We start from the raw sequence: 24,821 nt of genomic DNA, 5'->3' as shown, positions 1-24,821 counted from the left end.
GAGAGGGGCGATTTTTTAATGACAAAACAAAGCATGGGTGTGATTGGCCTCGGCGTAATGGGCGCCAATCTTGCCCTTAACATGGAAGACAGCGGTTACTCTGTAGCGATTCATGACTACTGGACGGACCGTGTCGACGAACTTGTAAAAGAAAACGAAGGTAAAAACATCAAGGGTGCCTATAGCGTAGAGGAGTTCATCGACTCGCTTGAGGCTCCGAGAAAAATCTTGATGATGGTTAAAGCAGGGGACGTAACGGACAAAGTCATTCAGTCGCTTGTCCCGCATCTTGAAGAAGGTGACATCCTGATCGACGGCGGAAACACGTATTACGTGGATACAGAACGCCGTGCAGAAGAGCTGAAGGAAACGGGCATCCACTTCATCGGAACTGGATTCTCAGGCGGAGAAGAAGGCGCGCGTACCGGCCCATCCATCATGCCTGGCGGACCGAAAGAAGCTTACAAAGAAGTTCAGCCGATTTTTGACGCCATCTCGGCAAAAGTCGACGGCGAGCCATGCAGCACGCACATCGGCCTCGGCGGTGCCGGCCACTACGTGAAAATGGTGCACAACGGCATCGAGTACGGCGACATGCAGCTGATCTGTGAAGCGTACTTCATCATGAAAAACGTTCTAGGCTTATCAGCTGAGGAGCTGCACCAAGTCTTCAAAGAGTGGAATGAAGGCGAGCTCAACAGTTACTTAATCGAAATTACAGCAGATATCTTCACAAAAGTGGACGAAGAAACAGGCAAGCCACTTGTTGAAGTGATCCTCGATACAGCGGGACAAAAAGGAACAGGGAAATGGACAAGCATCAACGCACTTGAGCTTGGTACACCACTTCCGATCATCACAGAATCCGTTTTCGCACGCTTCATTTCTGCTATGAAAGAAGAGCGCGTGAAGGCAAGCGAGAAGCTGCAGGGACCAGAAGTGACGTTCGAAGGCGATAAAGAAGCGGTCATCGAATCGATCCGTAAAGCCCTTTACATGAGCAAAATCTGCTCGTACGCACAAGGATTCGCCCAAATGCAGGCGATGAGCGAAGAAAAAGGATGGGAACTTCAATACGGAAACATCGCATCCATCTTCCGCGGCGGCTGCATCATCCGTGCCCAGTTCCTGAACGACATCAAAGCTGCATACGACCGCACGCCGGACATCGACAACTTGCTGCTTGATGACTACTTCAAGAACATCGTGCACAACTACCAGCAAGACCTGCGTGAAACGCTGACGCTTGCGATTGCAAACGGCGTTCCCGTACCCGCTCTATCAAGCGCTCTTGCTTACTACGACAGCTATCGCACAGCGAAGCTTCCAGCGAACCTGCTGCAAGCCCAGCGCGACTACTTCGGTGCCCACACATATCAGCGCATCGACAAAGAAGGCACATTCCACACCGAGTGGACGAAATAAGAAGGACAGGCACTCTGTCCCGCTTACTATACAAAAGGGTGACTCTTATACAGAGTCATCCTTTTTTGTTTACGAGATTTTCTTGAACCCTTTGTAACTCATTTCCTTTTCAGACGACTAATGAGGATAGAAAGGGGAGGTCGTGAATGAGATTTGCATAGATTGGGGGATTGGTCTTGCTTGTTTTGACAGGGTGTGGCGCCTTTAGTCAAGCGACACCAGACATCGGGAAAATAGATGAGCAGCCAAAGACGATAGAAGATTTTCCGAATTTGATTGAGGGCTGTCCGGATGAGGGGGATGAAGAAGCGAAAGATGCTGGTTTCTCAGAAAAGGAAATGAGAAAGATGCAAGACCGAATAGCAGATGAAATCTTTAGCGAGGATTCTTTGACAGGCGATAAAATCACACGTGTAGGAAACTGTAACCTTGGTCAGGTTTTCCGTCTTGAAGCATGGACACACGCGGACGAAGAAGAACTCGAATGGTTGAACAGCATCGCAGAGGTGCCGCTTGCCATCAACGTCAGAGAGCCGAATGGAGTGACGGGTTATGTGACGTCGATCAGTCAGGATGGCGAAGCGCTCGTAGATATGACTTGGTTCGGCAACATGCCTGAAGGAATGAAAGTCGGGGACCGTGTAGAGGTGGCCTATAATATGGTCCAAGAGTCATTCCCAGGACAATCTTATGCACTGGAAGCAGAGATTTTACCAGACGAAAAACCGGAGGCGGCTGATCTGACCACATCTGAAGCAATTCGACAAGGTATCGAGAAAGTAGACCGTCAAGGCGATCCACTATCGGTTAAGAAAGTGAAGTATGACGAAAGTAAAGACCAGTGGACGGTCCTCTTTCGCAAAGGACATGAAGGCGAAGCGGAAGTCGAAGTAGAGGATTAAGTCCATAGCATGTTATCAGCGGTCTTAGGCGTTTCAAAAGCGTACAAAGCTACAGGATATAAACGGTTTGAAGCTCTATGAAATCTTTCATGGAGCTTTTTTACTATTATTAAAACTTATAGAATATTTACAATCATTTCCTCGAATAATCTGGTACGATGGGTGATAGTGAGGCTTGTTTCACCAACAAGCTATCAACCTACTAAAAGGAGAGAAAAGTAATGGCTAAATTACCTGTGAAAGTGATGGCGTCAGCCGCTTTAGTATCGACCCTTGCAGCAACACCCGTTGCAGCCGACACGGTTCAAGCCGAAGAAGTCGCGATTTCTTCTGTTATTTTGCAAACGGATTCAGGGATGGTCCGGGTTACCATGGAAGACTTTGCTTATGCCATGCTTCCGTGGGGAGACAAAGAGCTACGCAACTACATACTAGACCGTAAGATTGCCGGAGTGCAATTGAATGAACAAGTCGTCGTAGACTATGAAGACTACATCAACCAACTCTTCACCAACATGCCGACCGACCCGCTGGAACTTCTTGAAGACATGGCGGACGATGAAGCATTTCACTTCACAAAAGAGGAACTAGCGAGTATCCAAGACCTACCTGCTGACTTCGCAGGAAGCGACCTGCTTCAGCCACACGACATCCAGGGAGAAAGCCACTTCTCTCCTTTTGAAGGCGAAACGGTCGGCCCTGTCGAAGGAATCGTCACGCATCTATTAGACAAGCAGTACTTCCCGAAAGGCTTTTACATCCACGCCACCGACGAAGACGGAAACATCAACACATCAGAAGGCGTTTTTGTAAAAACGGATGAGACCCCTGAAGTCGGCAGCGTCGTAGAAGTCACGGGGCTCGTCGAAGAACGCAAGCCTTCGCTTCCGTCATACATGAGCACAGAATTCGAATTGACGACGACCCAAATCGCGGCATCCGATGTGACCGTCACAGGCACAGCGGACCTGCCGGATACTACGGAGCTTGGCAAAGATCGCAAGCAGCCAATTGAGTTCATCGACAATGACGGACTGGAATCATTCGATGCAGAAGAGGACGCGATCGACTTTTATGAGAGCTTAGAAGGCATGCGCGTCGAAGTACCGAAGCCGACCGTCGTCGGTCCAATCAACTACGACGAGATTACGGTCGTTCCAGGTAAGGTGAAAGAAGACCGCACGCAATCAGGCGGTTTGCTGCTTACGCCGGACGATTACAACCCTGAGCGCTTGATTATCGATGTCGAGGACTACGCGAGCACGGCCACCTTCCCGGCAACCGTCGGCGACAAGTTCAAAGGTGACATCACTGGAATCATGGATTACGACTACAGCAACTTCCAGCTGATTGCGACCGAAGAACTTCCTGAGTTGAAACAGAACAAATACGAGCCGGAAACGACCGAACTTACGGGCGAGTCGCACAAGCTGAACGTCGCGACCTACAACGTCGAGAACTTCTCACCTGACGATGCTGGTGAAAAAGCGAACCGCATCGCCGAGACGATCACACAGAACTTGAAAAAGCCGGATATCATCAGCCTCGTGGAAGTGCAGGACAACGATGGCGCAAATGACAGCGGCGTAACGGCGGCCGACGAAAGCGCGCAAGTGTTGATCGACGCCATCGAGCAGACAGGCGGACCGACGTATGAATACGTAGAAATCGAGCCGGTCAATAACGAGGAGGGCGGCCAGCCGGGCGGGAACATCCGCGTCGGATTCCTTTACAACCCGGACCGCGTCAGCTTGAAGGATGCTGCACCGAAAGGCGGTTCCGAGGAAGCGGTCGGATATGAGAACGACGACCTTACATTGAACCCTGGTCGTATCGCACCAACAAACGAGGCGTTTGAAGACTCCCGAATTCCGCTGGCAGCAGAATTCACGTTCCAAGGCGAAGACGTCATCGTAGTCGCGAACCATTTCAACTCAAAAGGTGGCGATGATGCCCTTTACGGCCTGCGTCAGCCAGCTGAGAGAGGTTCCGAAGTCCAGCGTCACAAAATCGCGGAGGTCGTCAATGGTTTCGTGGACGATATCATGACCCAGGACCCTGATGCCAATGTCGTCGTCATGGGTGACTTGAACGATTTCCAATTCTCAGAAACACTCGATATTTTGAAAGGGGACGTCCTGACGAACAAAGTCGACAGCCTGCCGATGGACGAGCAGTACACGTATGTGTTCCAAGGCAACTCCCAGGCCCTCGATCACATTCTCGTCAATAACGAGCTGGCCGCGTCCACAGCCATCGACATCGTTCATATCAATGCGGAGTTTTCTCAAGTCGAAGGTCAAGCAAGTGACCACGACCCGTTGCTTGCGAAAATCGACTTCGGCTTCGATCCCCTTTCTAAAGAAGAAGCAGTCGAAGTGAACAAAGAGTCACTGACACTCGGCTTCTCCGGTGGCGACGACACGACGGCTGTCACGAGGAACCTGAAGCTTCCTGAAGAAGGAACAGACGGCGTGAAGATCTCGTGGAAGTCGAGCAACTCGAAAGTCATCGACAAAGACGGCACCGTGACCCGCCCATCCGCAGATGCCGAGGACGAAACCGTGACACTTACAGCTACTTTGAAAAAAGGAAAAGAACGCGCAACGAAGACATTTGACGTGACCGTCGTCAAAGAAGTCGGTCAGCTTTCAATTGCTGAGGCGCGAGTGCTCGAAAATGACGCAGACGTCATCATCAGTGGAACGATCACAGCAGTAGACGGCAAGAACCTATACGTCCAGGATGAGACGGCCGGCATCGTCGTACGCGACTGGTCAGGGGAATTCGCTGGCGAGCCTGGTGACGTCATCGAGGTTCAGGGCACGAAAGGATCGTTCAATGGTCTGGATCAAGTAGAAGTGGAAGACGCAGCGAACATCTCCATCATCAAAGAAGATACGATACCAGAACCGAAAGAGATCACAGCCGATCAATTGAACGAAGAACATGAAGGAATGCTTGTCCAAATCACAGACGTTTCTGTCACAGGTGATGCAGGATACGGTGAATTCGGTGCAGAAGACAGCCAGCAAACGTCCTTCATCGTAGACAACGAATTGATCGACGGTTCCGTAGCCATCGGCGAATCCTACGAATCCATCACGGGAGTCGTCGTCTACAGCTTCGGCGCCTACAAGCTAGCACCAAGAACAACAGAAGACGTGCAATAAATTCGTAAAGCAGACGGCATGCATAGAAAAAGGATGACTTCCAAGTGGAGTCATCCTTTTCTGTATTAATGGTATTTAGTATTTAGTCGTTAGGAAAAACTCAGAAATGGCTGGATGTTGCTCTTGTATTGCATTTCCCTAACCACAGACTACCATTCCGCTTTCTTCAATACATCCTTCAACACCCGAGCGCTATGATCAAATTGCTCCTGTTCCTTCTCATTCAAGCTGACCTCGACAACATTCCGGATGCCCTCACGATTCAATACAGCCGGCACGCCGATGTACACATCATCCGCTCCGTATTCGCCGTCCAGATAGGCACTTACCGTCAAAATGCTGTTCTCATTATAAAGGATCGCCCTCGTAATCCGGGCCATGCCCATCGCAATGCCGTAGTAGGTCGCGCCTTTTTTCTCGATGATCTGATAGGCGGCGTCCCGCACGTTGGTAAAAATCTCATCCAAATCTTCGCTCTTATATTCAGGGTAACGCTCGATCATCTCAGAAATCGGCACACCGCCGATTGTGGCGTGACTCCACACAGGAAGCTCCGTGTCGCCGTGTTCACCGATGATGTTGGCATGAACATTGCCGGGCGCCACATCAAAGTACTCACCGAGCAGGAAGCGGAATCGTCCGGAATCGAGAATCGTCCCACTGCCGATGACGCGCTCCTTCGGCAGCCCGCTGAACTTCCACGTCGCATACGTCAATATATCTACAGGGTTTGTCGCAACTAAGAAAATGCCGTTGAAGCCGCTCTCCATGACGCTGGAAACGATGGACTCAAAAATCGCCAAGTTCTTCTGGACGAGATCCAGGCGCGTTTCTCCAGGCTTCTGATTCGCCCCCGCACTGATGCAGACGATATCCGCATCCTTACAGTCCTCATAATTGCCGTACCACGTCTTCGTCGGACTAGGCGCAAATACCTTCCCGTGATTCAAGTCCATCGCATCGCCCATCGCCTTATCCTCGTTCAAGTCAATAATGACAAGCTCCTCAGCAATCGCCTGATTTAACAAAGCAAACGCATAGCTGCTTCCGACAGAACCAGCACCAATCAACGCTACACGGTTCACATTTTTCTTCATCGTCATGAGAAACCCTCCAAAACAAGATTATGTGAAATACTTCACAATACCATTATGCCTTCTATTGGAAAAATAATCAATTGTTTTGCATAAATGATTTGGAAATCGACGTGAGAGAGAAACTCACGACCTTTTCAAACGAAAAAACAGCTGAAAGAGCGGTGACACCCATCATCACAGCCACTTTCATGAAAAATTCATCCAAAACAGTCGAGATTATCACTCTCACGACTCTTTTCCCTCCCATGCTGTAACCAATCATCCTCTCAAACGACTTATCCTAATAGGGAGAGGCCAAACCCCACCAAATAATTAGTAGGTTTGGTCGATTGTTGAACGCGGGTATCTGTTATATTATGGATGAATCAAGGAGGCATTTACTATGAAGAAACTACTTATACTTACATTTACACTACTAGCATCCCTATTAGTAGCCTGTTCAGGCGGCGAAGATGAACCAGCATCCGAGCAGGAACGCCAGCCGAACGAAAATGAAAACACCGAACTGACAGGCCAAGTCCTTGAAGAAGACGGTGTCATCAACGGCTCTGTTTACACAGAAGAAGGAAAAGCCATCGGCACCATGATCCTAGAAGCATCTGTCAACAACGAGCGAGCAGAAGAGCTTGCCAATAAATACGCGGACCAGCTGAAGGAAGAATATCCAGACAGCTCTGTCAACGTCCAAGCTGTCAAAGACGGTGAAAACGTAGCGAATGTAACAAGAGAATAGATAGAAGGAGGATGTCATATGAATATGGCATCCTTTTATATATTAATGAAAAATAATGTCACGAACGAAGTAGAAAAGTGCATAACGCAAAGATTCCTTTTAACATAGGCTCTTAGAACGAAGCCCCTGCAAAGCCTAGTTTTCATCCCTCTTACGAAAGCCGGCGAAATCGAATCAAGCTCAGCTGCCTGATTTCGAACCTCTTCCATCCCCATGCAGCTGATCCGAAAAACAGGCTACTCTTCAAAACATCCAACCCCTCAGAAAAAATAGGAAATCAGACTTACTTGCCACCTATGATATAATGGTCGCCGTTGACATCATGAATATACATAGGAGGAAGTGTACGTGAAGAAAAGTTTGTTCTCATTATTATTCGTCTTTCTACTCATACTCGCACCGTCCGTTCAAGCAGAGACGGCGGTTTCTCCCGATAAAGTGTGGACCATCACATTCAATACCCCTGTAGACCTTGACTCCGTCAAAGAAGCCGTCAAAGTCGATCAGTTCAATGGAGGATGGAAAACCGTAAAGGTCGAGTACGGAGATAATAAGAAACAAGTCAAAGTGACCCCGTCAAATGGTCCCTACGAAGAGGGGATTTACGAGTTACAAGTCGGCTATAGGGTGAAAAGTTTAGACGGAGTCTGGGCACAATCGAGAGCCTCGAAGGTCTTTTCCGTCGGTCACCCAGAATGGTCCTCTGATTATCAATCGATGAAAGAAATCAAAGTAGAAGATTTGAGAGGCGGAGAAGTGAACATGCACCTTCTAGCCGATCAGCCGCTTCCTGAAAAGACAGATTCGACGAAGTGGTCGGATCAATCATTCGAAGCGAAGTTTGCACTAGGCGTCCAAGAAGCAAACGGATTGAAGAGAGTGGTCAATCTCCCCATTTTAGAAGAAGGCATGCCGGTCTTTTATCAAAATGAAGACGTCAATGTAGATTGGCAGTTCCGTAAAATCGATGACCGTCTGTTCGTCGTCACTCAGATGATCAATGAGCGATTCACAACGGATTATTATTTTGCAGTGGTCAACGGTGTGGTGAAAAGGGTGCAGTTCAGTGCAGCAAAGGACGGCCTTGAAAATGAAAGAAGCCGTTTCTACCACCAAAGCGACAATACGTACGTTCAACGAGTCTATAGTGAATTATTCCAAAGGGACTTGGAAGCGAAATATGTATTAGACACTGAATTCGCTACATTCCATTCACAAAAACCACTGACGCAGCGGAAAATCCATGTGAAAGCAAGATATCTACAGGATAAAGTCCGCAACATGATCTACAGTGGGTTAGAAAAGGGATGGACCTATAATCAAGTGGAGCACAACCTCGATCCCTATGTGACAGACAGGTTGAAGCCGGTCATCAAGCAGGCTTACCAAAATGCCTGTCTCGATTGTGGACAGAAGCTTTTCAATAAAGACTGGCAATTCGAAATCAAATCAACGGTGCTTGAGAATTTCAAAGACCGGGCGATTGTACAAACCTTCGTTCCCGATACGGGAGAAACCTATGGAGGGATCGACTGGATCGAATTGAAGCACGAAGAGGGGCGCTGGAAGCTCGACGGTGTTACGACAGCGTATTTCAGTAAAGATGTGCAACTGGATTTGACGATGAAACAGTCAAAAGAGTATTTGGAGAACCTACTCCCAAGCCGAGTGAAGCATTTGAAGTCTTATCATAAAGAAGTAAAAGATTATCAAGGCGTTTCGTACACAACTGAGGTTCACCTGTTCCAGGATTTTTCCACCTATTACGAAGTGGATGCCTCGACCGGAATCATTGAGATTCTGACAGACTTTCCGACCGAATAAACAAAAGGGATGACTCAACGTCATCCCTTCTCTATTTTAAGCGTGCTTTTTCAATTCCTGATACATGCGCTGACCTTCCTCATTCAACACACTTCCATTTCCGCGGCAGCTCGCACATTCCTTCTCGAACTTCGTCTCTTCAAACGCCATCTTCCAGGCATCGTTTCCTCGAGCAAAATCCGTTCGCTCGTAGTGATCGACAATCATATTCGCTTTACTATCATCATATTCTTCATATTTTCCAGAACCGTGGCAGACAGGGCAGACGTTATATAGCGTACTCATGTTAGACATGTGATATCTCTCCCTTTAATTTTGTATTACGATTGATTTTATGAAATATTCAGAACAATTACAATAGTTGAACGTACATTTGCAGAGTAAAAAAAAAGAAAAAAATAAGAAGCGTCACAAAATGGACAAAAACTTGCGGGAATGCTTGCAATAACGTGCAGACTGACCGATATAAGAGAAAAGAGCAGAGGATGAAGCGTGTGCAGCTGAGTGAAGTCATTACGAAAATCAATAAATCTGTCGATGAAATGGACCTTGTGACAGCAAGGACGTACATCGAAGAAAATTTAGATGAACTCGAAGATCAAAAGCATTTGATGAAAGGCAATGCACGAGAGCTGGTCAACTTCTTCATAGAGAAGAGAAACAAGGGCGAACAACCCCTGACAAGACAGGAAATGAGCGACATTTACGCCGTCAACGTCTATGCCAAACGCTTCGACGTTCGAGGCTTAAAGCTGATGGCCAAAAATAAAAAAGAATTATTCATGAAGCAAGAAGCACTGAATAACCTTAGTGCCGATTCCAAGACCCTGCTGAAGAGCATGGGGATCATCGAAAAATGAGCGGTTGGCCTATGCCAATCGCTTTTTCTGTCTACAGACATCTCGAATTGTAACTGAAGGATTGATAAAAAGCATATCATCGACGTTTTGAGAGAAAGCGCCATAGGAAACGTAGATAAAAAGCATATTATCGACGTTTTGAGAGAAAGCGCCATAGGAAACGTAGATAAAAAGCATATTATCGACGTTTTGAAATAAAGCGCCATAAGAAACGTAGATAAAAAGGATATAATCACCGTTTCGAAGAGCCCACCCTCTGAATTCAACTTTCCAAATCGTTAATACACGAACAAACTGGATGCTGTATGCGGTGTTCTCTTCTTACTCAGCCATAAAACCCATCACCCTAATTTTATTTACCAATACGAAATTCTCAGATTATAAATATTAGAAAAAAACAATATGAATATTAACTACTAAAGAAATTCTCTCGAAAATAGTATAGTATACGTATACGAACAATCTATTATTTGGAGGCGAAGCTATGCGACCAACAGAATACAAATATCTATTTCAAAAGCTTTGGAAGTGGAGTAAAGATCCAATCCTCCTTCTAGATACAGAAGGCAACATCATAGAGGTCAATAAAGCTTCAGAACTCGTCTTTGGCTACGATAACGAAGAGTTGATAAAAAGAACCCCCGCCGACCTATTTGGGGATGAATTTACTCAATTATTTAATAATAATAAAGAATGGTCGAAATTAAAGATAGGATATGTCACAAAAGAGGGCGTACACGCCTTAGCAGAAACATCATGTGAAAGAGTAGAAGTAGACGGTTCTACGAGCTGGGTGCTCTATGCTGAAGGGCAGAGAGATCTGATGATCCAGCAGAGCCTGGAGCAAATGAAGGATCCTGTCATCATCCACCACCAAGGGGAAATCCTCTTTGCCAACGACGCCTGTCTGAAGATGCTTGATCTGGAGAAACAGCAACTCTTAGGTGAAAACATGTTCGCTTACATACATGAGGACGATCAACCCCTTATTCAGAAAAGGATGAAACAGAGTGACAAGCTCGAGGGGATGGAGCCGACTAGAATCAAAGTGGAGCTTCCGTCCCGAATAATCGAAGTCTTTGTCGCACCGACACCTGTCATTTTCCAGGATAAGCCGTGCACACAAGTGTATATGAGGCATGTTCAGCAACCATCGACAAACGCTGTTCTTGAATTCGACGGGTTCCGTCTAGATATCGAGAATCAGACCGTCACCAAGGGCAATGAGCAGATCATGCTCTCATCTAAAGAGTTCCTGATTCTGTTGAAACTTGCTCGTTATCAAGGAGAGCCGGTCACTGTACAGACGTTATTCGAATCCATATGGGGAGCGGATGATTTCGGGGATACCCGCACTGTGATGGTACACCTCAGCAATTTGCGTAAAAAGATCGAGGATGACAACTCAAATCCTGAAATTATCCAGACTGTTAGAGGCATTGGGTACAAGTTCGAGCCTCCACAAATCGATAGTTCGATAGATTGAATTGTAAATCCCTACTAAAAAAATCGACATATGTTCTATGCAGGTTGTTTCTCTATGATATAATGTGACTATCTTTTTTAAATTTCGACAGGAAAGAGAGGTATTCCCATCTATGGAAGAAACCATATCGCTGAAGGAGATCTTTGATGTCCTGAAGAAGCGAATTCTTATGATCATTGGCTTTGCTGCGGGGGCAGCTATCATCAGTGGTCTCATCACGTTTTTTGTACTGACACCTACTTATCAATCATCGACTCAATTCATAGTCAATCAGTCTCCTGATCAACAACAATCAGCGGCTGCCTATGATATCAACGACATACGTACGAATGTGGAACTGATCAATACATACAACGTTATTATCAAAAGCCCTGCGATTCTAGACAGTGTAGTGGAGGAACTGCAGCTTGACCGTTCATCCAGCTCACTTGCGAATCAGATCTCAGTGTCTAACGCCAATCAATCCCAAGTCGTGGACGTTACGGTTACAGACGCGGACCCTGTCCTCGCTGTAGAAATTGCCAACACGACGGTGGAAACGTTCCAAGAAGAAATCCCGACGCTTATGAATGTCGATAACGTCCGGATTCTTTCACCGGCCCAGCTTGGTGAGAACCCGTCACCCGTAAGCCCGAACCTCCCACTTAACATCGCGATTGCACTTATAGTCGGACTGATGGCAGGTGTAGGACTTGCTTTCTTACTGGAATACCTGGACAACTCGATCAAGTCAGAGCAAGATATCGAAGAAGTGCTCGGCCTTCCCGTCATGGGTGTCGTATCGACCATCAGCCAAGACGATGTCGAACAAGCCCAAATGAACGCGAGACAAACAAAGACAACTACAGTAAGGAGGGAGTCGATTGGTTCTTAGAAAGAAGAAGCCGGCCATTCAGTCACAAGCAAGAACGCTGATTGCCAACGACAACCCGAAGTCACCGATTTCAGAGCAATATAGGACCATTCGAACCAACCTTGAATTCGCTTCGGTCGATGAAAAGTTGACGTCTATGATGGTCACCTCTGCAGGCCCTTCAGAGGGGAAGTCGATCACGACAGCGAACCTTGCCGTCGTCTTCGCCCAGCAAGGAAAAAAAGTACTGCTCGTCGACGCCGATCTGCGTAAGCCGACGATTCACTACACATTCCGTTTGGATAACACTTTGGGACTCAGCACATACCTCTCAACAAGCCAGCGCCTATCAACGATTACACAAGACAGTGGAATCGATAACCTGGACCTTGTCAGCAGCGGACCGATTCCACCGAATCCATCCGAGCTCCTCGGCTCAAAAGGCATGGCGAAGTTCATCCTGGAAGCGAAGCAGCAGTATGACATGGTCATCTTCGACTCACCACCTGTTCTTGCCGTTACCGACTCGCAAGTTCTCTCTACTTCAGTAGACGGTGCTTTGCTTGTGGTACGCAGCAAGCAGACGGAAAATGAAGCAGCCGTAAAAGCGAAAGAGCTGCTTGTTCAAGCCAAAGCCAACATCCTTGGCGCCGTCTTGAACGACCGTGAAGTAAAAGCAAACAACTATTATTACTATTATGGCAATAGTTAATAAACAGTCTCGCTGTCCATTCAGACAGCGGGATTTTTTTATATAGTTGAAAAGTTTTAGAAATGATGAAATCCATCCGATGTGCGCGCTCATACCTTACTATGGCGGTGGTCATCAATCAACACACCTGACATGATAACAAATGATAGAAAATGTTATAAAAAAATCTTTAACTTGGATTTTATTGAAATATAACCCAACTATGGTAATGTTATTAATGGTCTATCTTCGGATAGGCCTTTAATACTTTAGTAGGAGTGATGGATATTGCAGAAAAAGAACAACAGTAGTAAGGTCACAGCACTAACCCTTACTACCGCAGCAGCTGCCGTCGCGGCGACCCCGGTTCATGCCGACGAGCAGCAATTTACAGATGTATCAGATCAATATTTCAGTTACGATGCCATTCAATACTTATCCGCGAATGGAATCATTAACGGATACGAAGACGGAGAATTCAAACCGTCTGAACAACTTTCCCGAGAGCAGACCGCAGCCCTCCTCGCGCGTGCGCTCGAACTTACACCAACGAGTACCGACAATCCATTCCAAGATGTCAGTGATCAAGGACGTTTCTATAAAGAAGTACTTGCCACATACGACCACGGCATCTTCCTAGGAGACCATGAAGGCAACTTCCACCCGAGTGACACGATCACACGTCAGGAACTAGCTTCTGTATTAGCTCGAACCTTCCAGTTGTCGAACAACAACACGACTGTAGAAGAGATGTCCGATCACGAAGACATCGCATCCTCTCACCGCCAAGACGTCATGGCCCTTTACGCAAAAGGAATCATCCGTGGTTACGGAGATGACACCTTCCGTCCGGATGAGCCCGTCAATCGTGGTCAGTTCGCAGCCTTCCTATCCCGTTCACTGAATACGACGGATACCATGAAAGCCGTACAGCGCGTACACAACGACCGTCTACTAATCAACGGAACCGAATACAAACTGGCAGAAGAACTGAAACCGCTTTTACAAAATGAAGCGCTTCTGAAATCCAGCCAATTCAAATTCGAAACGACTGGTGACACCATCACAGCAATCAATGAGTTGTACATAACCGATGATTTCACCAGTGAGGAGCCGATGACCGTTTCAGGTCACGTCCGTGTAAATCCTTCCGTTACCCGACTCGAGAACGTCACGGTAGAAGGAGACCTATTTGTCGGAGAGGACGCTGAGACCGTTGAGCTCATGAACGCAGAACCATCGACTCAGACGACGTTCGTGAAGGTAGATGTCGAAGGGGATACAACCCTCGACCTTCCAAGCAGTCAGACTCTCGCTGTTTATGACAGTGACTGGAAACAAACCACCTTCGCGTCGAATAACGGCAGCCTTAGCATAGAAGAAGGGACAAGCATCCAATCCCTTGATGTGACAACCTCCAGTAAAGTGACGAAAAGTGATGAAGCATCACTTGAGAGCCTACAGGTTTCTGGAAAGGTATCAAACTTGAGCCTCGACGGGAATTTCCCGAGTGTTGAAGTGAACACGGATCAATCTCTTAATCTACTGGGAGAAGCAGATATTACAACCTTGACGCAAAAAGGATCAAGCGTCCTGAATGTGAGTCTGGAAGGAGACATCGAAAACCTTCACTTCGATTCAGCATCTGCTCTACAGGTAGGAGAAGACACATCAGTTGGTGAACTGACGACGAAAGAAGGACTCGACCTTACCGAATTGGAAGAGAGCCAAGAAGAGTGGATCGAAGGCGTTGAAGCATCGGACTCTCTGGACTTAGAAGAAGTAGATAGCAGTGACAGCGAAGAGGACGCAGGCGACTCTGACTCCAACACAAGCAGCGGAGGTTCATCTGGAAGCGGCAACAGTGACTCAGATGATGACGATACGGACTCTGACGATGATTTGGACGATTCAGAGGATACGGATTCCCCTGACCCTGAAGAGCCTGAAGCAACGGTTGATGCTGTAGACAATCTTTCTGCAACAGCAGACTATCGTGAACTGACCTTCACATGGGATGCCTCCACAGAAGAATTCTTTGACCGTTATGAGATTTACATCAACAAAGGTGACAACACAAGCAAAAACGATGAGAACGCCACGCTTGAGACGATCGAAGACATCGATACAACGACATACTTGGCAGAAGACTTGGATGCTGACGAATACACAGCAGCTGTCTATGTTGTGGATGCAGATGGCAATTACAGCGAAGCGGCAGTAGTCACCGAGACACCTGGTAATACGCTTGAAGTCTCAACGAACCCATTCGAAGATAACATTACAATCGAATCTGATATTCTCGTGAATATTTCAGCCGGTGAAACGTATGGAGCAGCTACACCAGGGAACAACGCCATCATCAACGGCGACGTAACGCTGAAAGGTGATATCAGCGGTGAGGCGGCAACCATTCAAAATGTCGACATCAATGGAACACTGACGCTTGACCCGGGTGATAACGGTTCGGTAGACGTCACGAATGTGAACGCAGACGAAATCATTGTCGCATCGGGTGCCGAGGCTACCACAACGTTTGCAAATGTTTCTTCTAACAATACGACGGTTACCGACTCGAACGGGACGCGTATTCTATCAAATGGTGGCAACAACCTGACAACCGTAACCCTTGATCCTTCTTCACCATCCGATGAAACGGAGACGATTTTCGAAGGGGATTTGAGCAACACATCCATCGCAGCGAAGAAACCGACGACCATTACGGCGAATCAAGGATTTACAGCAAGAGATATCAACGTTGAAAGTGCTGATGCGAGCTCACCAGTCAAGCTCCAATCAGGTAACGGCAACTTCTCCGGAATCGGTACAGTGGTCCTATCAGGCAGCGGTTCTGTAGAGGCTGATGAAAATGCCGCTGTTGAAAAAGTGGAAGTGAAATCTGACGGTTCCTCTGAAGTGACGATTGAAGGAGACGGATTCAAAGAAGCTGAAGTGGATGTAAGCGGCGACTCTACACTGACTGTCAACGGTGCAGTGGGGAAAGTCAAAACAAGCGGCAACTTGAAGCTGGGTGGATCAGCAGCCGACCAAATCGGAACGGTGGAAGCGGAAGAAGGAACAACAGTAACAGCAGCTGATGAAGAAACCCAAACAAAGCTCGATTCCGTTAAGTCGAACCGCATCTCGTTGGCCATCGACAAAATCAAGTCTCTACCTACACCAGTTACGTATGAAAACCTTGCGGATATCGAAGAAGCGAGAAATGCTGTGAACACAGCGAAATCGTTTGGTGCGACAGACGTGGACTTCGTTGAAGGGGAAACCGATTATCTGGAAGCCCTCACAGCGGCCGAGTTCTCATTAGCTGAAGTGATCGAAGCGATCGAGACAGCGGAAGACAACCTACGAAACATTCCGGCTGATGCAAGCTTTATCGACTATGAAGAGATCAGCCTCGTTCAAGGGTATATCGACGTCATTCGTGAAGCGAAGGCAACACTCGATGAAAATGATGTTCCGTTTGAAAACGTAAATCGAAGTGAACGACTTCAAGCTGCAGAGGATCGTATTGTAGCATTGCAAACAGCCTTCACGACGGCAGAAGATGAGTGGGAAGCGGCGTTTGCGAAGCTGCCAACAGATGTGACGTTCGCAACCTTCAACGACGATTATCCTGTCTTCAAAGAAGTGAAGAGCGCTCTATATGAAGCCATTCAGGCAGGGGTCGACGTTTCAGGCGAGCAGGATGCCATCGATACGACACAAGCGAAAATGATCCAGCTCTTGAATCAGCATGCAGCTTATAACGACTTAGCTGAAGCGCTTGAGTCTTACGAATTGCCGGAAGTGCTTACAACTGAGAATGTTAAAGAAGCAGAGAACAGCCAGGAAAGTCTGCAAAACCTTGTAGCAGAAGCGCTTGAAACAGGCCTTACACAACAAGAGCTTCCGAATACAGAGAAGCTGGACCAGCTTACGACCATGATTGAAACGTTCCAGGAAGATCTTGCAACTGCACAAGAAGCTTTCCGTACAGCGCTAGACACGATCAACGAGGTCGAAGAACCAACCTTGGAAGACTACACAACGGTACAAGAAGCACTTTCTGCCTACGACGAAGCCATCGAACAATTAGAAGCGCTGGGTGAAGAAGTAGAAGAAGGACTGGAACAAAGCAAGAAACTGCGCAGCTTTATCGATGAAGTCGAGAAAGACCGCGAAGAATTAATCGAATCAATCAATAAAAATCTTGAGAGTGTAGACGCTATTGATACACCTGTCGAGTACGGGGAATACGAAGAAGCGAAGACACTCGTTTCGAAATTGAATCAGAGCTTGGAGATCGCCGAACAGCAAGGCCTTGCTGAAGATGACTATGAATCGACCGAATCATTGGAAGCCCTGGCGGATGCTGTGACGACTTATGAAACAAAACGCGACACGGCATTGGAACAGCTTGATCAAGATTTCCCTGAAGTGACGTATGCGAACCTTGCAGAAATCAAATCACAGCTCGACCAGGCTGCCGAATTCGTAAGTCAGCTGGAATCAATCAATTATCCTCTTCAAGACGAAGCGGCTTATGTAGTGTTCCAGACAGCTAACGGCGACTATGATGAGAAATTCGAGGCTCAAAAGACAGCAAAAGATGAGGCAGAAGAAGCCCTTCGTACATTTACATTCCCTGCTGAGGACGAAGATATTCTTGATTTCTATGAAAATAATCAAGAATCTGTAGACGCTCTAGAAGTTGCGATTCAAGGTGCCTTGGAGAAAGCCATTGCAAAAGCGGATGTAGCTGGTTATGAAAGATATACGGCGATGAAAGAACGTTATGAAGCAGCAACGAAAACGCAGAAAGAAATCCTCAATGACTATGAGGGAGCGATGGCGGCTCTAATGGATACAGGCGTCACATACGCTAACCTTGATCAAGCTCAAGAGATGATTGATCTTGTGAATGAGAAAGTATCTGTCGCAACAAAAGCAGGCATAGATACTTCAGAGCTTGACCGATACGATCAAATCGACATCCACCAGTCCAAAGTGGATGAGTATTTAGAGACACAACAAGCGAAGCTCACAGAAATCGAAGATGCTATTGCGGAGCTTCCGGCTCTCGATGAAATCTCAGAAGAAAATGCATTTGATATTCAGGCGTCCATTACATCAATTCAAGAGAAAATAGCGAACTTGAGTGGATATGCGTTATCAAAATCCGATGTAGAAAATGCTCACAAGCTACAGCAAGTGACGTTCAAGTTGGATACTCTAATCGAGGATCCAACAGAAAGAATCAACGAAGCGTCTCAACTTTTGGCTGAATTCTATGAAATGAACAGCATCTACGCATCAGATGTATTGAACGTTCACCTTCACCTTGAATTGGCGAAACGTGCAGGCGCAACGCTTGATGACTTCAATGAAGATCACCTCGATCGTTTTAACCAATTGAGTGATTGGAAAGAAGATATCTTATCAGAAAGCTTCGATCGATTGATTGACACTCGATATCAAGAAGGCTTAGATCTGTTAAATAATGGAGAGGAAATCACGATTGACCTTCTTCAAGACGTGACCAATTATTATTTATACCCAGAGTTAGAAGACAAGTATGTCCAAGTGTTCAACGATATGTACGATGACTTCCATCCGTTCACGCTAGAGAATGCGAATGCCATTGTGCAATCCATCCACGATGTGGAAGAGCCGAGGATGTTGAAGAAAATCAATGACCTATTGAAGAACGATCCGAATCAAGTAACACTAGATCAACTTGATTTCGTCCACGGAGGCGTACACGAAGACAATCTGGAAGAATATCTTGAATTGCTTGTAGAGAAGCGTAGCAATGGTCCGCTTTCTAATCATGACTTCTATCTAGTGACAGAAGAATTAGAAGAGAAGATGCTCAATACTCAATTGGAACAAAGCAGTTTGACGCTTGAAAAACTTCAAGAATACTTGTACGCACCTGTATTCAGCGGGCTCATGCCGGAATACTTAGCCAAGGCGGAAGAGTTAAATGAAGAGGGTCGTCTGAATTTAGAGGACTTTGGAGAAGAAGTCGAGAAAATTAATGCTGGAAATGAAGCATTGATTCTCCAATCGATCAACGAGATGGTTCCTTACTTTGATTACTCCGTGATCAATTATCTTGAAGAGCACTATACGGGTGAGTTGAACTACTCCCTTACAGAAGTGCGGGCGAAACTCGTTCAAGAGATCATTGAGAACGGGGAAATTACGAAAGAACGATTAGAACAAGGTATTTTCGAAGGAGCTGCCGTTAGAGAACTTGAAGCGATTCGTCAAAACCCTCAGCAGGTTAACCTGACAGATTTAGATGCATTATTCGATTTGTACTACTGGCCGAAGGGTGCAATTGATGAACTTAGAGCAGGGTTGATCGATCTTGTTGAGAAGGGATCGTTAACAGATGAAGCGGCACGTTCTCTATACCAAGATATCGAAGGTAGAACGTGGAAGATGACTCTTGAAGAAATCAATAGTGGAAAACCTGCTTTCGGTTCGTTGTACCAAATGGATTCCGACTTCCGATACGACTTATATCCGTCATATTTGCAGGCCTTTGAAGAATACGGACCATTTGATTCACTAGCCGATGCTATTGAAGTCATGAATCAAGTAGGGACTGCAGATCTGATCAGTCGGATCGGAGAAGATATCGACTCTGTGGGATACGTTGAGCTTCGTGAAATCAGGCATTTCCCTGAAGAGCAAGTCGAATTTGTTTTAGAGGAATTGAATGAAGCGGCACAGACAGAGGATCTTACGGTTGATCGGATTTCTGAAATCATCGATCAAGCGGATAGTGAATACAAAGGATACTTGGCAGAGGAAATCTTGAAAGATTTGACCCAATTGAACGCAGATACGATGGACCGATTGGAAGCGCACTATGAAGAGGTTTATGAACCGTTTTATCCATCATATGTTGAAGCGGAACTTGAGGAAGATGAGGAACATGACCACACTAGCTTGAATGCTGCCATCAGTAGCGCGACTCGTACCATTGCAGAGGATCGTCTTCTTGATCAAGGTACTCCGTTACGGATTGAAGATGTCCGGTATGGGGCGGAATACGAATACGGTCAGAGAGAATTTCTGCTTCCATACTACCAACAGGCTGTGAACGAAGTCTTTGAAGAGAAAGACGAGCCGAACCTTGAAGATATGAGCATTGCGTTGGACGAGGTGTATGAGTCGGGAGAGAGTCTTGCGCTCAAACACTTGGGAGAGAACCCTGCAACATTCGATTGGGATATATTTGATCAATTCTTCCGTGATGTGCCATTCATCAGTACGGCGGAAGACCAATACCGTGATGCTTTGGTCGGTGTAGAAGAATTGACGAAGGACAAGTTAAACGAGTTGTTCACTGGAATCACTCAGGAATACCTGATTCATGATTTGAATAACAACCCAATCACCGAAGACATGATCTATGATTTAAGAGATGTTTACCCTGCTCTCTATGACTATAGTGCACAAGACGAATATTATGAGGAGCTGTCCAGACAGAAGTCAGATGGCGAAATCACTCTCGAATTCATGGAGAGCTTATTTATCAATGTAGCCTTAGAAAATCTTATCCAGCGTGACCATTTAGAACACGAAATAGGCGAAATCATCGGTCACGAACAAACGTTGGATGAATACGACGAAGCGTATCGCGAACTGCTTGGGGCTAACAAAGAAGACATCTCGAACTATCAAGACTTAGAAGCTGTACTTCTGACTCCTTACCAAGAAGTTTCCAACCAGTTCGTTACAAGCATTAACGATAATATCGACTCGTTGACTCAGGACCTTTTGAATACTGGTTCTAATTTAGAAGGAATTGGTGAAACATGGAATTCTATCGTAGAAGAGAGAGTGCTCCTTCTCGAGCGATTCAGAAGTCAAAAGAACGACAATTTGACATTAGAAGACATCCGTGAAGCGTACGATTACGATGAATTAGATGCTAAGCAAGACATTCTTCCGATCATTCAAGAACAGTGGTTGAACACGGATGAAATTCTACTCGAAATCTACCAGCGCGTTGCGGTGGATAGTCACTTCGACTATGATGCAGCATCATTCATGAAAGAAATTATGATGCAGGAAGAACAAGGGACACTTACTGATCAAGAACTTCACACAAAGTTCGAAAATGCTGAAAATGTGTTGAAAGAACAATACACGGCCATAATTAATGAAAAATTGGCGGATACGAACCAAACGATTGAATTCAGAGAGCTTTCGTTCATCCCTATGAGCCAACAGCTTCAACCTGAGCTATTCGATCGGTACGTTCAAAAGCTCGAAGTGGAATTCGAAGACTCTGATAATGATTTGACACCTGACGAGATACGCTGGGCATTACGTGAAGTTAATCGCGATAAACGATATGAAGGCCAGGAACAAGTAGGTCAAGCGATTGTAGATGGCCAAAGCGTAAGCTACGAGACGTTAAATACTTTATTCGAAAATGTAAACGAGCGTTTAATGGATTCCTATAATGAAGCTTTCACTGTTCTGTCATTCGTTGATGATGATGGAGATGCTATCGATAAGAATCAGTATGAACAAATCCTTCAAGAGGCAATAGATAGGGTGAATGATCAAGACCTCGTAAATCAAGTGGCTGAGGATCCAAGCCTACTAGGTATTGAGGTCATTCAACAATTGACGAACTACGGCTATCGTTCCAATGAAGTGCCGAATGAAGTGATCAGAGCTAAAATTGCCGCGCACATGGACGAAAACGAATCATTGAAGGTTCAACAATTCCTTCAATGGACAGAAGAAGCCTATGTCGACTTTGCTTTTGCTCAAATTCTTTCAAATCCTGAGGACGATTATGATCTTAAAACATTCATTGAAGAATTCTATGGTCATACCGTTTACCATGAAGAAGAAGACATAATCATATCAGAAGTGAGAAAGGATATCGGTGCAGTCCAAGATTCTTCTACTGTTACTAAAGAAGAAGTGCGGGGTTGGATAGAAGAAGCCCATACTCTTGCAGAAGTTCAGAAGCTTATGAATGGTTCTTATGTAGACCGCACATTCTTAAGTAAGGCATATGACGACTTATTTGTATCTTCTGAGCTTACCAATTACAGCGGTTCTTATCTTGAAAGGCTGTACACGGACTACATTGAAGATGAACTTTCAGGTCAGGCAGGAATTACATTAGAAGATGTAAGAAATGCTGCCAGGGAGTATTCTTTATACTTCTTAACAAAAGAAATCAGCTACACGAACGACTTTGATCTCGTATTCAGTGAACTGCAACGCTTCTGGCCAGCAGACTTAGGTCTTACGTTAGACGAAGAACTCAAGTCAGACTATCAAGATGCGACTCGTTACAATGAATATGAGAACTTCGAATCGCTGTTAGAAGCCCTTGAAGAAGTTGGGCTATCATCAGAAGAAGACGGTGCAGGTCTATCACTATGGACGGATATGACCCATAACATCACAGAAGGAAACGTCCACCTATCCGTCGACTTTGGAGAAGGAAACGAACAAGTCAAAACATACCGGGTCGTACCATTATCTTCTGCTATGATAGACGAAGAAAGAAGTGAGGCGATCGATACTGCTGAACCTATCCCTTACGGTCAATCAGGGTTCTTAGAAGCGGATGTCGAGCTTGATGGAACATTCGATGAAGTAGCCATCGTGTACTTCAATGAAATCGGAGATCAGCTGAAAGTTGACTCTACGGGGACTCTCGAAATTCCTGTGGATGACCAAGAGGACATCATTGAGAACGAAGAGCTTAAGTTTGCCGTTAGTCACTATGAAACACTGGTCAACGAAGATTCTGATACAGGCTACCATTCATTTGAGGCAGTAGACATCACTCAGTTACAACAGTTACTGTATCCTGTTGAAGAAGCGACACTCACATCTTATGAACAAGAGGTGTACGCTGATCTACAAGAGGCGATTGTAGATATGGAAGCTCTTCTAGAAAGCCAACAAAATAATACAGATACTGATGCTGATGAAACCGAAGACGACGTCGCCACTCCGGTGGGGCTTGCAGAATGGATTGAACCTTCTTACCAAACGGAGTGGAGCGGTAACGAAATCCTGTATTACGTGAACCCACCCGAAGAGGTAACCGGTTATTCTGTCCATCAGGCTTCTGAATTTCAAGTCATTAAACCCGAAGATCTTGGAGAGACACCTGAAATCCGTGACTTGACTGAACCGTTCGAACTCACAACGGAAGAAGAACAATATATCGTGTACTATGTGAACGGAGTAGCGGACAGTTTCAACTTCATTAATAACCAGTCTGACATTGCTGGTTTCGTACAGGCCCTTGAAGATCTGACCTACGAAAATGGGTTACTGAATGCTTATGAAGCGGACCCATCACAAAAGTTAGTCGATTTAGAAAGCCAAGTGAATTCTCTACCAGAAGGGACAATAGCCCTTGAGAATCTTAAAAAGAGAGTCGACTCCTTGCAAGCGCAGAATGAGAACCAAGCCTTAAATGAAGTGCTGAAAGATTACTATTATCAGTATGTAGGGCAGCAGCACGACGCAGACTTCTACTCTACGCTTGAAATGTTAGTGAAAACAGAAGAAGCAGAAACAAGCACAGTCGAAGAAGAAGCAGTCGCTAACTTCATCAATGAGCTCAAAGAAATTCTGGAAACCACCTATCCCGAACTATACGAAGAATACATCCAGAAGCCTGACCAGAAGTATTGGGAAGAACCACATTATTTCTTTGAAAAATACGATGGTAAAGTTCAACTCATTCTATCGTTCAACAAGCTCAACAGTCCTATTTTCCATGAGTACGGTGGGTATGCATTCGTCGAGCAGTCCCAACCACTCCCGATAGATGAAGCGGAGAACATGGACTTGGGTGTAACACCAATGGAATATGGAGAAATTAATTACGAGGCTCAACTCACAGCAGACCTTAAGCCGGTCAACATCGTATTGTTCGACCAAGACGGCTCCGTTGTCGATGTCGTATTCGAAGATGGCTATATCGATCCCTTACAGCAGGAAATTGATAAATACTTCTCGATAGTCGATATCGCAGCAGGTACAACAGCTGGTGAAGAGATCACCGACCTTGTCATCGGAGTGGAAGATGGATTCACGCAGAATAGTGAAGTCACAGTAGATATTCCAGACACATTCACAGACAACAGTGAGTATTTGGAAATCGACGCAGAGAACGACACCATCCTGATCGAAAAAGAGAACGTCAGTGGAGACTTACATTCTTACACGATTGATTTAGACTTCTCCTACGATGGTGATGTAGAAACGAAAGCCGTAACAATCAATCTGGAATCTTCTGCAGCACCAGAGGCAGAAACCGACCAAACGGCTGGGGCTGGTGAAGAAGCAACAGATACGTCTACCGTAGAAACAGAAGAAGAAAGTGACGTTTCAAAAGAAGACGTAAAAACAAGTGAACCATCTGAAGAAACACAAGAAACAGAAGACACCACCACCGAACAATTGAACTAAACAAAAATAAGGCTGCCCCGAATCAAATGGGGCAGCCTTCTCTCATCACAAGAACGAAGCGTACGACTAGACCGAATAACGGTATGACAATGGGACTAAAACATGCAGAGAAATACATATATCCACTAATAACCTAAACAAGAAGTAGGGAATTATTAAAAAATCTTTAAGAAACCTCATATCAATTCCACAGCCTAAAAGCCTAGAAAATGAACGAACTTTCATGAAACTTCAAAAACCCTTGATATTACAGGGATAATTATACCTCTACTACTTATAGATGATTTTCACAT

At 45.7% G+C, this 24,821-nt stretch carries 13 protein-coding genes; 10 read left to right on the top strand and 3 right to left on the bottom strand.

The genetic code is table 11. From position 1 onward, the window contains the following. The first annotated feature begins 18 nt into the window (after nucleotides 1–18). The 3 genes from gndA (at nucleotide 19) to LCM20_RS10165 (ending at nucleotide 5,500) form a co-directional block, all read left to right on the top strand. Nucleotides 19–1,425: an NADP-dependent phosphogluconate dehydrogenase gene (gene gndA / locus LCM20_RS10175; protein ID WP_225195349.1), complete on the top strand. Its 1,407-nt coding sequence runs from the start codon at nucleotides 19–21 to the stop codon at nucleotides 1,423–1,425. Between the two features lie 176 nt (nucleotides 1,426–1,601). Next, nucleotides 1,602–2,327 (top strand): hypothetical protein, encoded by a 726-nt coding sequence (locus LCM20_RS10170; protein WP_225195348.1) that lies wholly within the window; start codon nucleotides 1,602–1,604, stop codon nucleotides 2,325–2,327. 221 nt (nucleotides 2,328–2,548) lie between these two features. Continuing rightward, nucleotides 2,549–5,500, top strand: coding sequence for an immunoglobulin-like domain-containing protein (locus tag LCM20_RS10165; RefSeq protein WP_225195347.1), 2,952 nt, complete (start codon nucleotides 2,549–2,551; stop codon nucleotides 5,498–5,500). Nucleotides 5,501–5,649: 149 nt separating this feature from the next. Here the strand turns inward: LCM20_RS10165 and LCM20_RS10160 are convergent, their stop codons facing one another. Together LCM20_RS10160 and LCM20_RS10155 are read right to left on the bottom strand one after the other, a co-directional pair. Beyond that, the gene (locus tag LCM20_RS10160; protein WP_225195727.1) at nucleotides 5,650–6,597 is read right to left on the bottom strand and encodes an L-lactate dehydrogenase; all 948 of its coding nucleotides are present in this window, start codon (nucleotides 6,595–6,597) and stop codon (nucleotides 5,650–5,652) included. Between the two features lie 76 nt (nucleotides 6,598–6,673). Next, nucleotides 6,674–6,826 (bottom strand): hypothetical protein, encoded by a 153-nt coding sequence (locus LCM20_RS10155; protein WP_225195346.1) that lies wholly within the window; start codon nucleotides 6,824–6,826, stop codon nucleotides 6,674–6,676. Between the two features lie 153 nt (nucleotides 6,827–6,979). Here LCM20_RS10155 and LCM20_RS10150 point away from each other — a divergent pair, with 153 nt between their 5' ends. Both LCM20_RS10150 and LCM20_RS10145 read left to right on the top strand, forming a co-directional pair. Next, nucleotides 6,980–7,330 (top strand): hypothetical protein, encoded by a 351-nt coding sequence (locus LCM20_RS10150; RefSeq protein WP_225195345.1) that lies wholly within the window; start codon nucleotides 6,980–6,982, stop codon nucleotides 7,328–7,330. A gap of 348 nt (nucleotides 7,331–7,678) precedes the next feature. Then, on the top strand, nucleotides 7,679–9,154 hold the full coding sequence (locus tag LCM20_RS10145) for an Ig-like domain-containing protein (RefSeq protein ID WP_225195344.1): 1,476 nt from the start codon (nucleotides 7,679–7,681) through the stop codon (nucleotides 9,152–9,154). Between the two features lie 36 nt (nucleotides 9,155–9,190). On the opposite strand, the gene LCM20_RS10140 is transcribed toward LCM20_RS10145, so the two are convergent. Then, nucleotides 9,191–9,448, bottom strand: a complete 258-nt coding sequence (locus LCM20_RS10140; RefSeq protein ID WP_225195343.1) for a hypothetical protein — start codon at nucleotides 9,446–9,448, stop codon at nucleotides 9,191–9,193. 155 nt (nucleotides 9,449–9,603) lie between these two features. Here LCM20_RS10140 and LCM20_RS10135 point away from each other — a divergent pair, with 155 nt between their 5' ends. The 5 genes from LCM20_RS10135 to LCM20_RS10115 all read left to right on the top strand — a co-directional run bounded on the left by LCM20_RS10135 (nucleotide 9,604) and on the right by LCM20_RS10115 (nucleotide 24,528). Next, nucleotides 9,604–10,014 (top strand): hypothetical protein, encoded by a 411-nt coding sequence (locus LCM20_RS10135; RefSeq protein ID WP_225195342.1) that lies wholly within the window; start codon nucleotides 9,604–9,606, stop codon nucleotides 10,012–10,014. Between the two features lie 484 nt (nucleotides 10,015–10,498). Further along, on the top strand, nucleotides 10,499–11,500 hold the full coding sequence (locus LCM20_RS10130; RefSeq protein ID WP_225195341.1) for a winged helix-turn-helix domain-containing protein: 1,002 nt from the start codon (nucleotides 10,499–10,501) through the stop codon (nucleotides 11,498–11,500). A 112-nt stretch (nucleotides 11,501–11,612) separates the two neighbouring features. Continuing rightward, the gene (locus LCM20_RS10125; protein ID WP_225195340.1) at nucleotides 11,613–12,374 is read left to right on the top strand and encodes a YveK family protein; all 762 of its coding nucleotides are present in this window, start codon (nucleotides 11,613–11,615) and stop codon (nucleotides 12,372–12,374) included. Continuing rightward, nucleotides 12,364–13,065, top strand: a complete 702-nt coding sequence (locus LCM20_RS10120) for a CpsD/CapB family tyrosine-protein kinase (protein ID WP_225195339.1) — start codon at nucleotides 12,364–12,366, stop codon at nucleotides 13,063–13,065. The genes LCM20_RS10125 and LCM20_RS10120 overlap by 11 nt, the downstream gene beginning before the upstream one ends. A 267-nt stretch (nucleotides 13,066–13,332) precedes the next feature. Continuing rightward, the gene (locus tag LCM20_RS10115) at nucleotides 13,333–24,528 is read left to right on the top strand and encodes an S-layer homology domain-containing protein (protein ID WP_225195338.1); all 11,196 of its coding nucleotides are present in this window, start codon (nucleotides 13,333–13,335) and stop codon (nucleotides 24,526–24,528) included. The last annotated feature ends 293 nt before the right edge of the window (nucleotides 24,529–24,821 follow it).

Source organism: Halobacillus litoralis (assembly GCF_020171725.1).
Lineage (GTDB): Bacteria > Bacillota > Bacilli > Bacillales > Halobacillaceae > Halobacillus > Halobacillus litoralis_F.
Note: the sequence above shows the minus strand (reverse complement) of the source record. Positions and strands in the feature narration are given on the sequence as shown.

Coding starts and splice junctions, on each gene's coding strand:
- LCM20_RS10130 (WP_225195341.1), top strand. CDS start 10,499: ATGCGACCAACAGAATACAAATATCTATTTCAAAAGCTTTGGAAGTGG.
- LCM20_RS10150 (WP_225195345.1), top strand. CDS start 6,980: ATGAAGAAACTACTTATACTTACATTTACACTACTAGCATCCCTATTA.
- LCM20_RS10160 (WP_225195727.1), bottom strand. CDS start 6,597: ATGAAGAAAAATGTGAACCGTGTAGCGTTGATTGGTGCTGGTTCTGTC.
- LCM20_RS10165 (WP_225195347.1), top strand. CDS start 2,549: ATGGCTAAATTACCTGTGAAAGTGATGGCGTCAGCCGCTTTAGTATCG.
- gndA (WP_225195349.1), top strand. CDS start 19: ATGACAAAACAAAGCATGGGTGTGATTGGCCTCGGCGTAATGGGCGCC.
- LCM20_RS10140 (WP_225195343.1), bottom strand. CDS start 9,448: ATGTCTAACATGAGTACGCTATATAACGTCTGCCCTGTCTGCCACGGT.
- LCM20_RS10125 (WP_225195340.1), top strand. CDS start 11,613: ATGGAAGAAACCATATCGCTGAAGGAGATCTTTGATGTCCTGAAGAAG.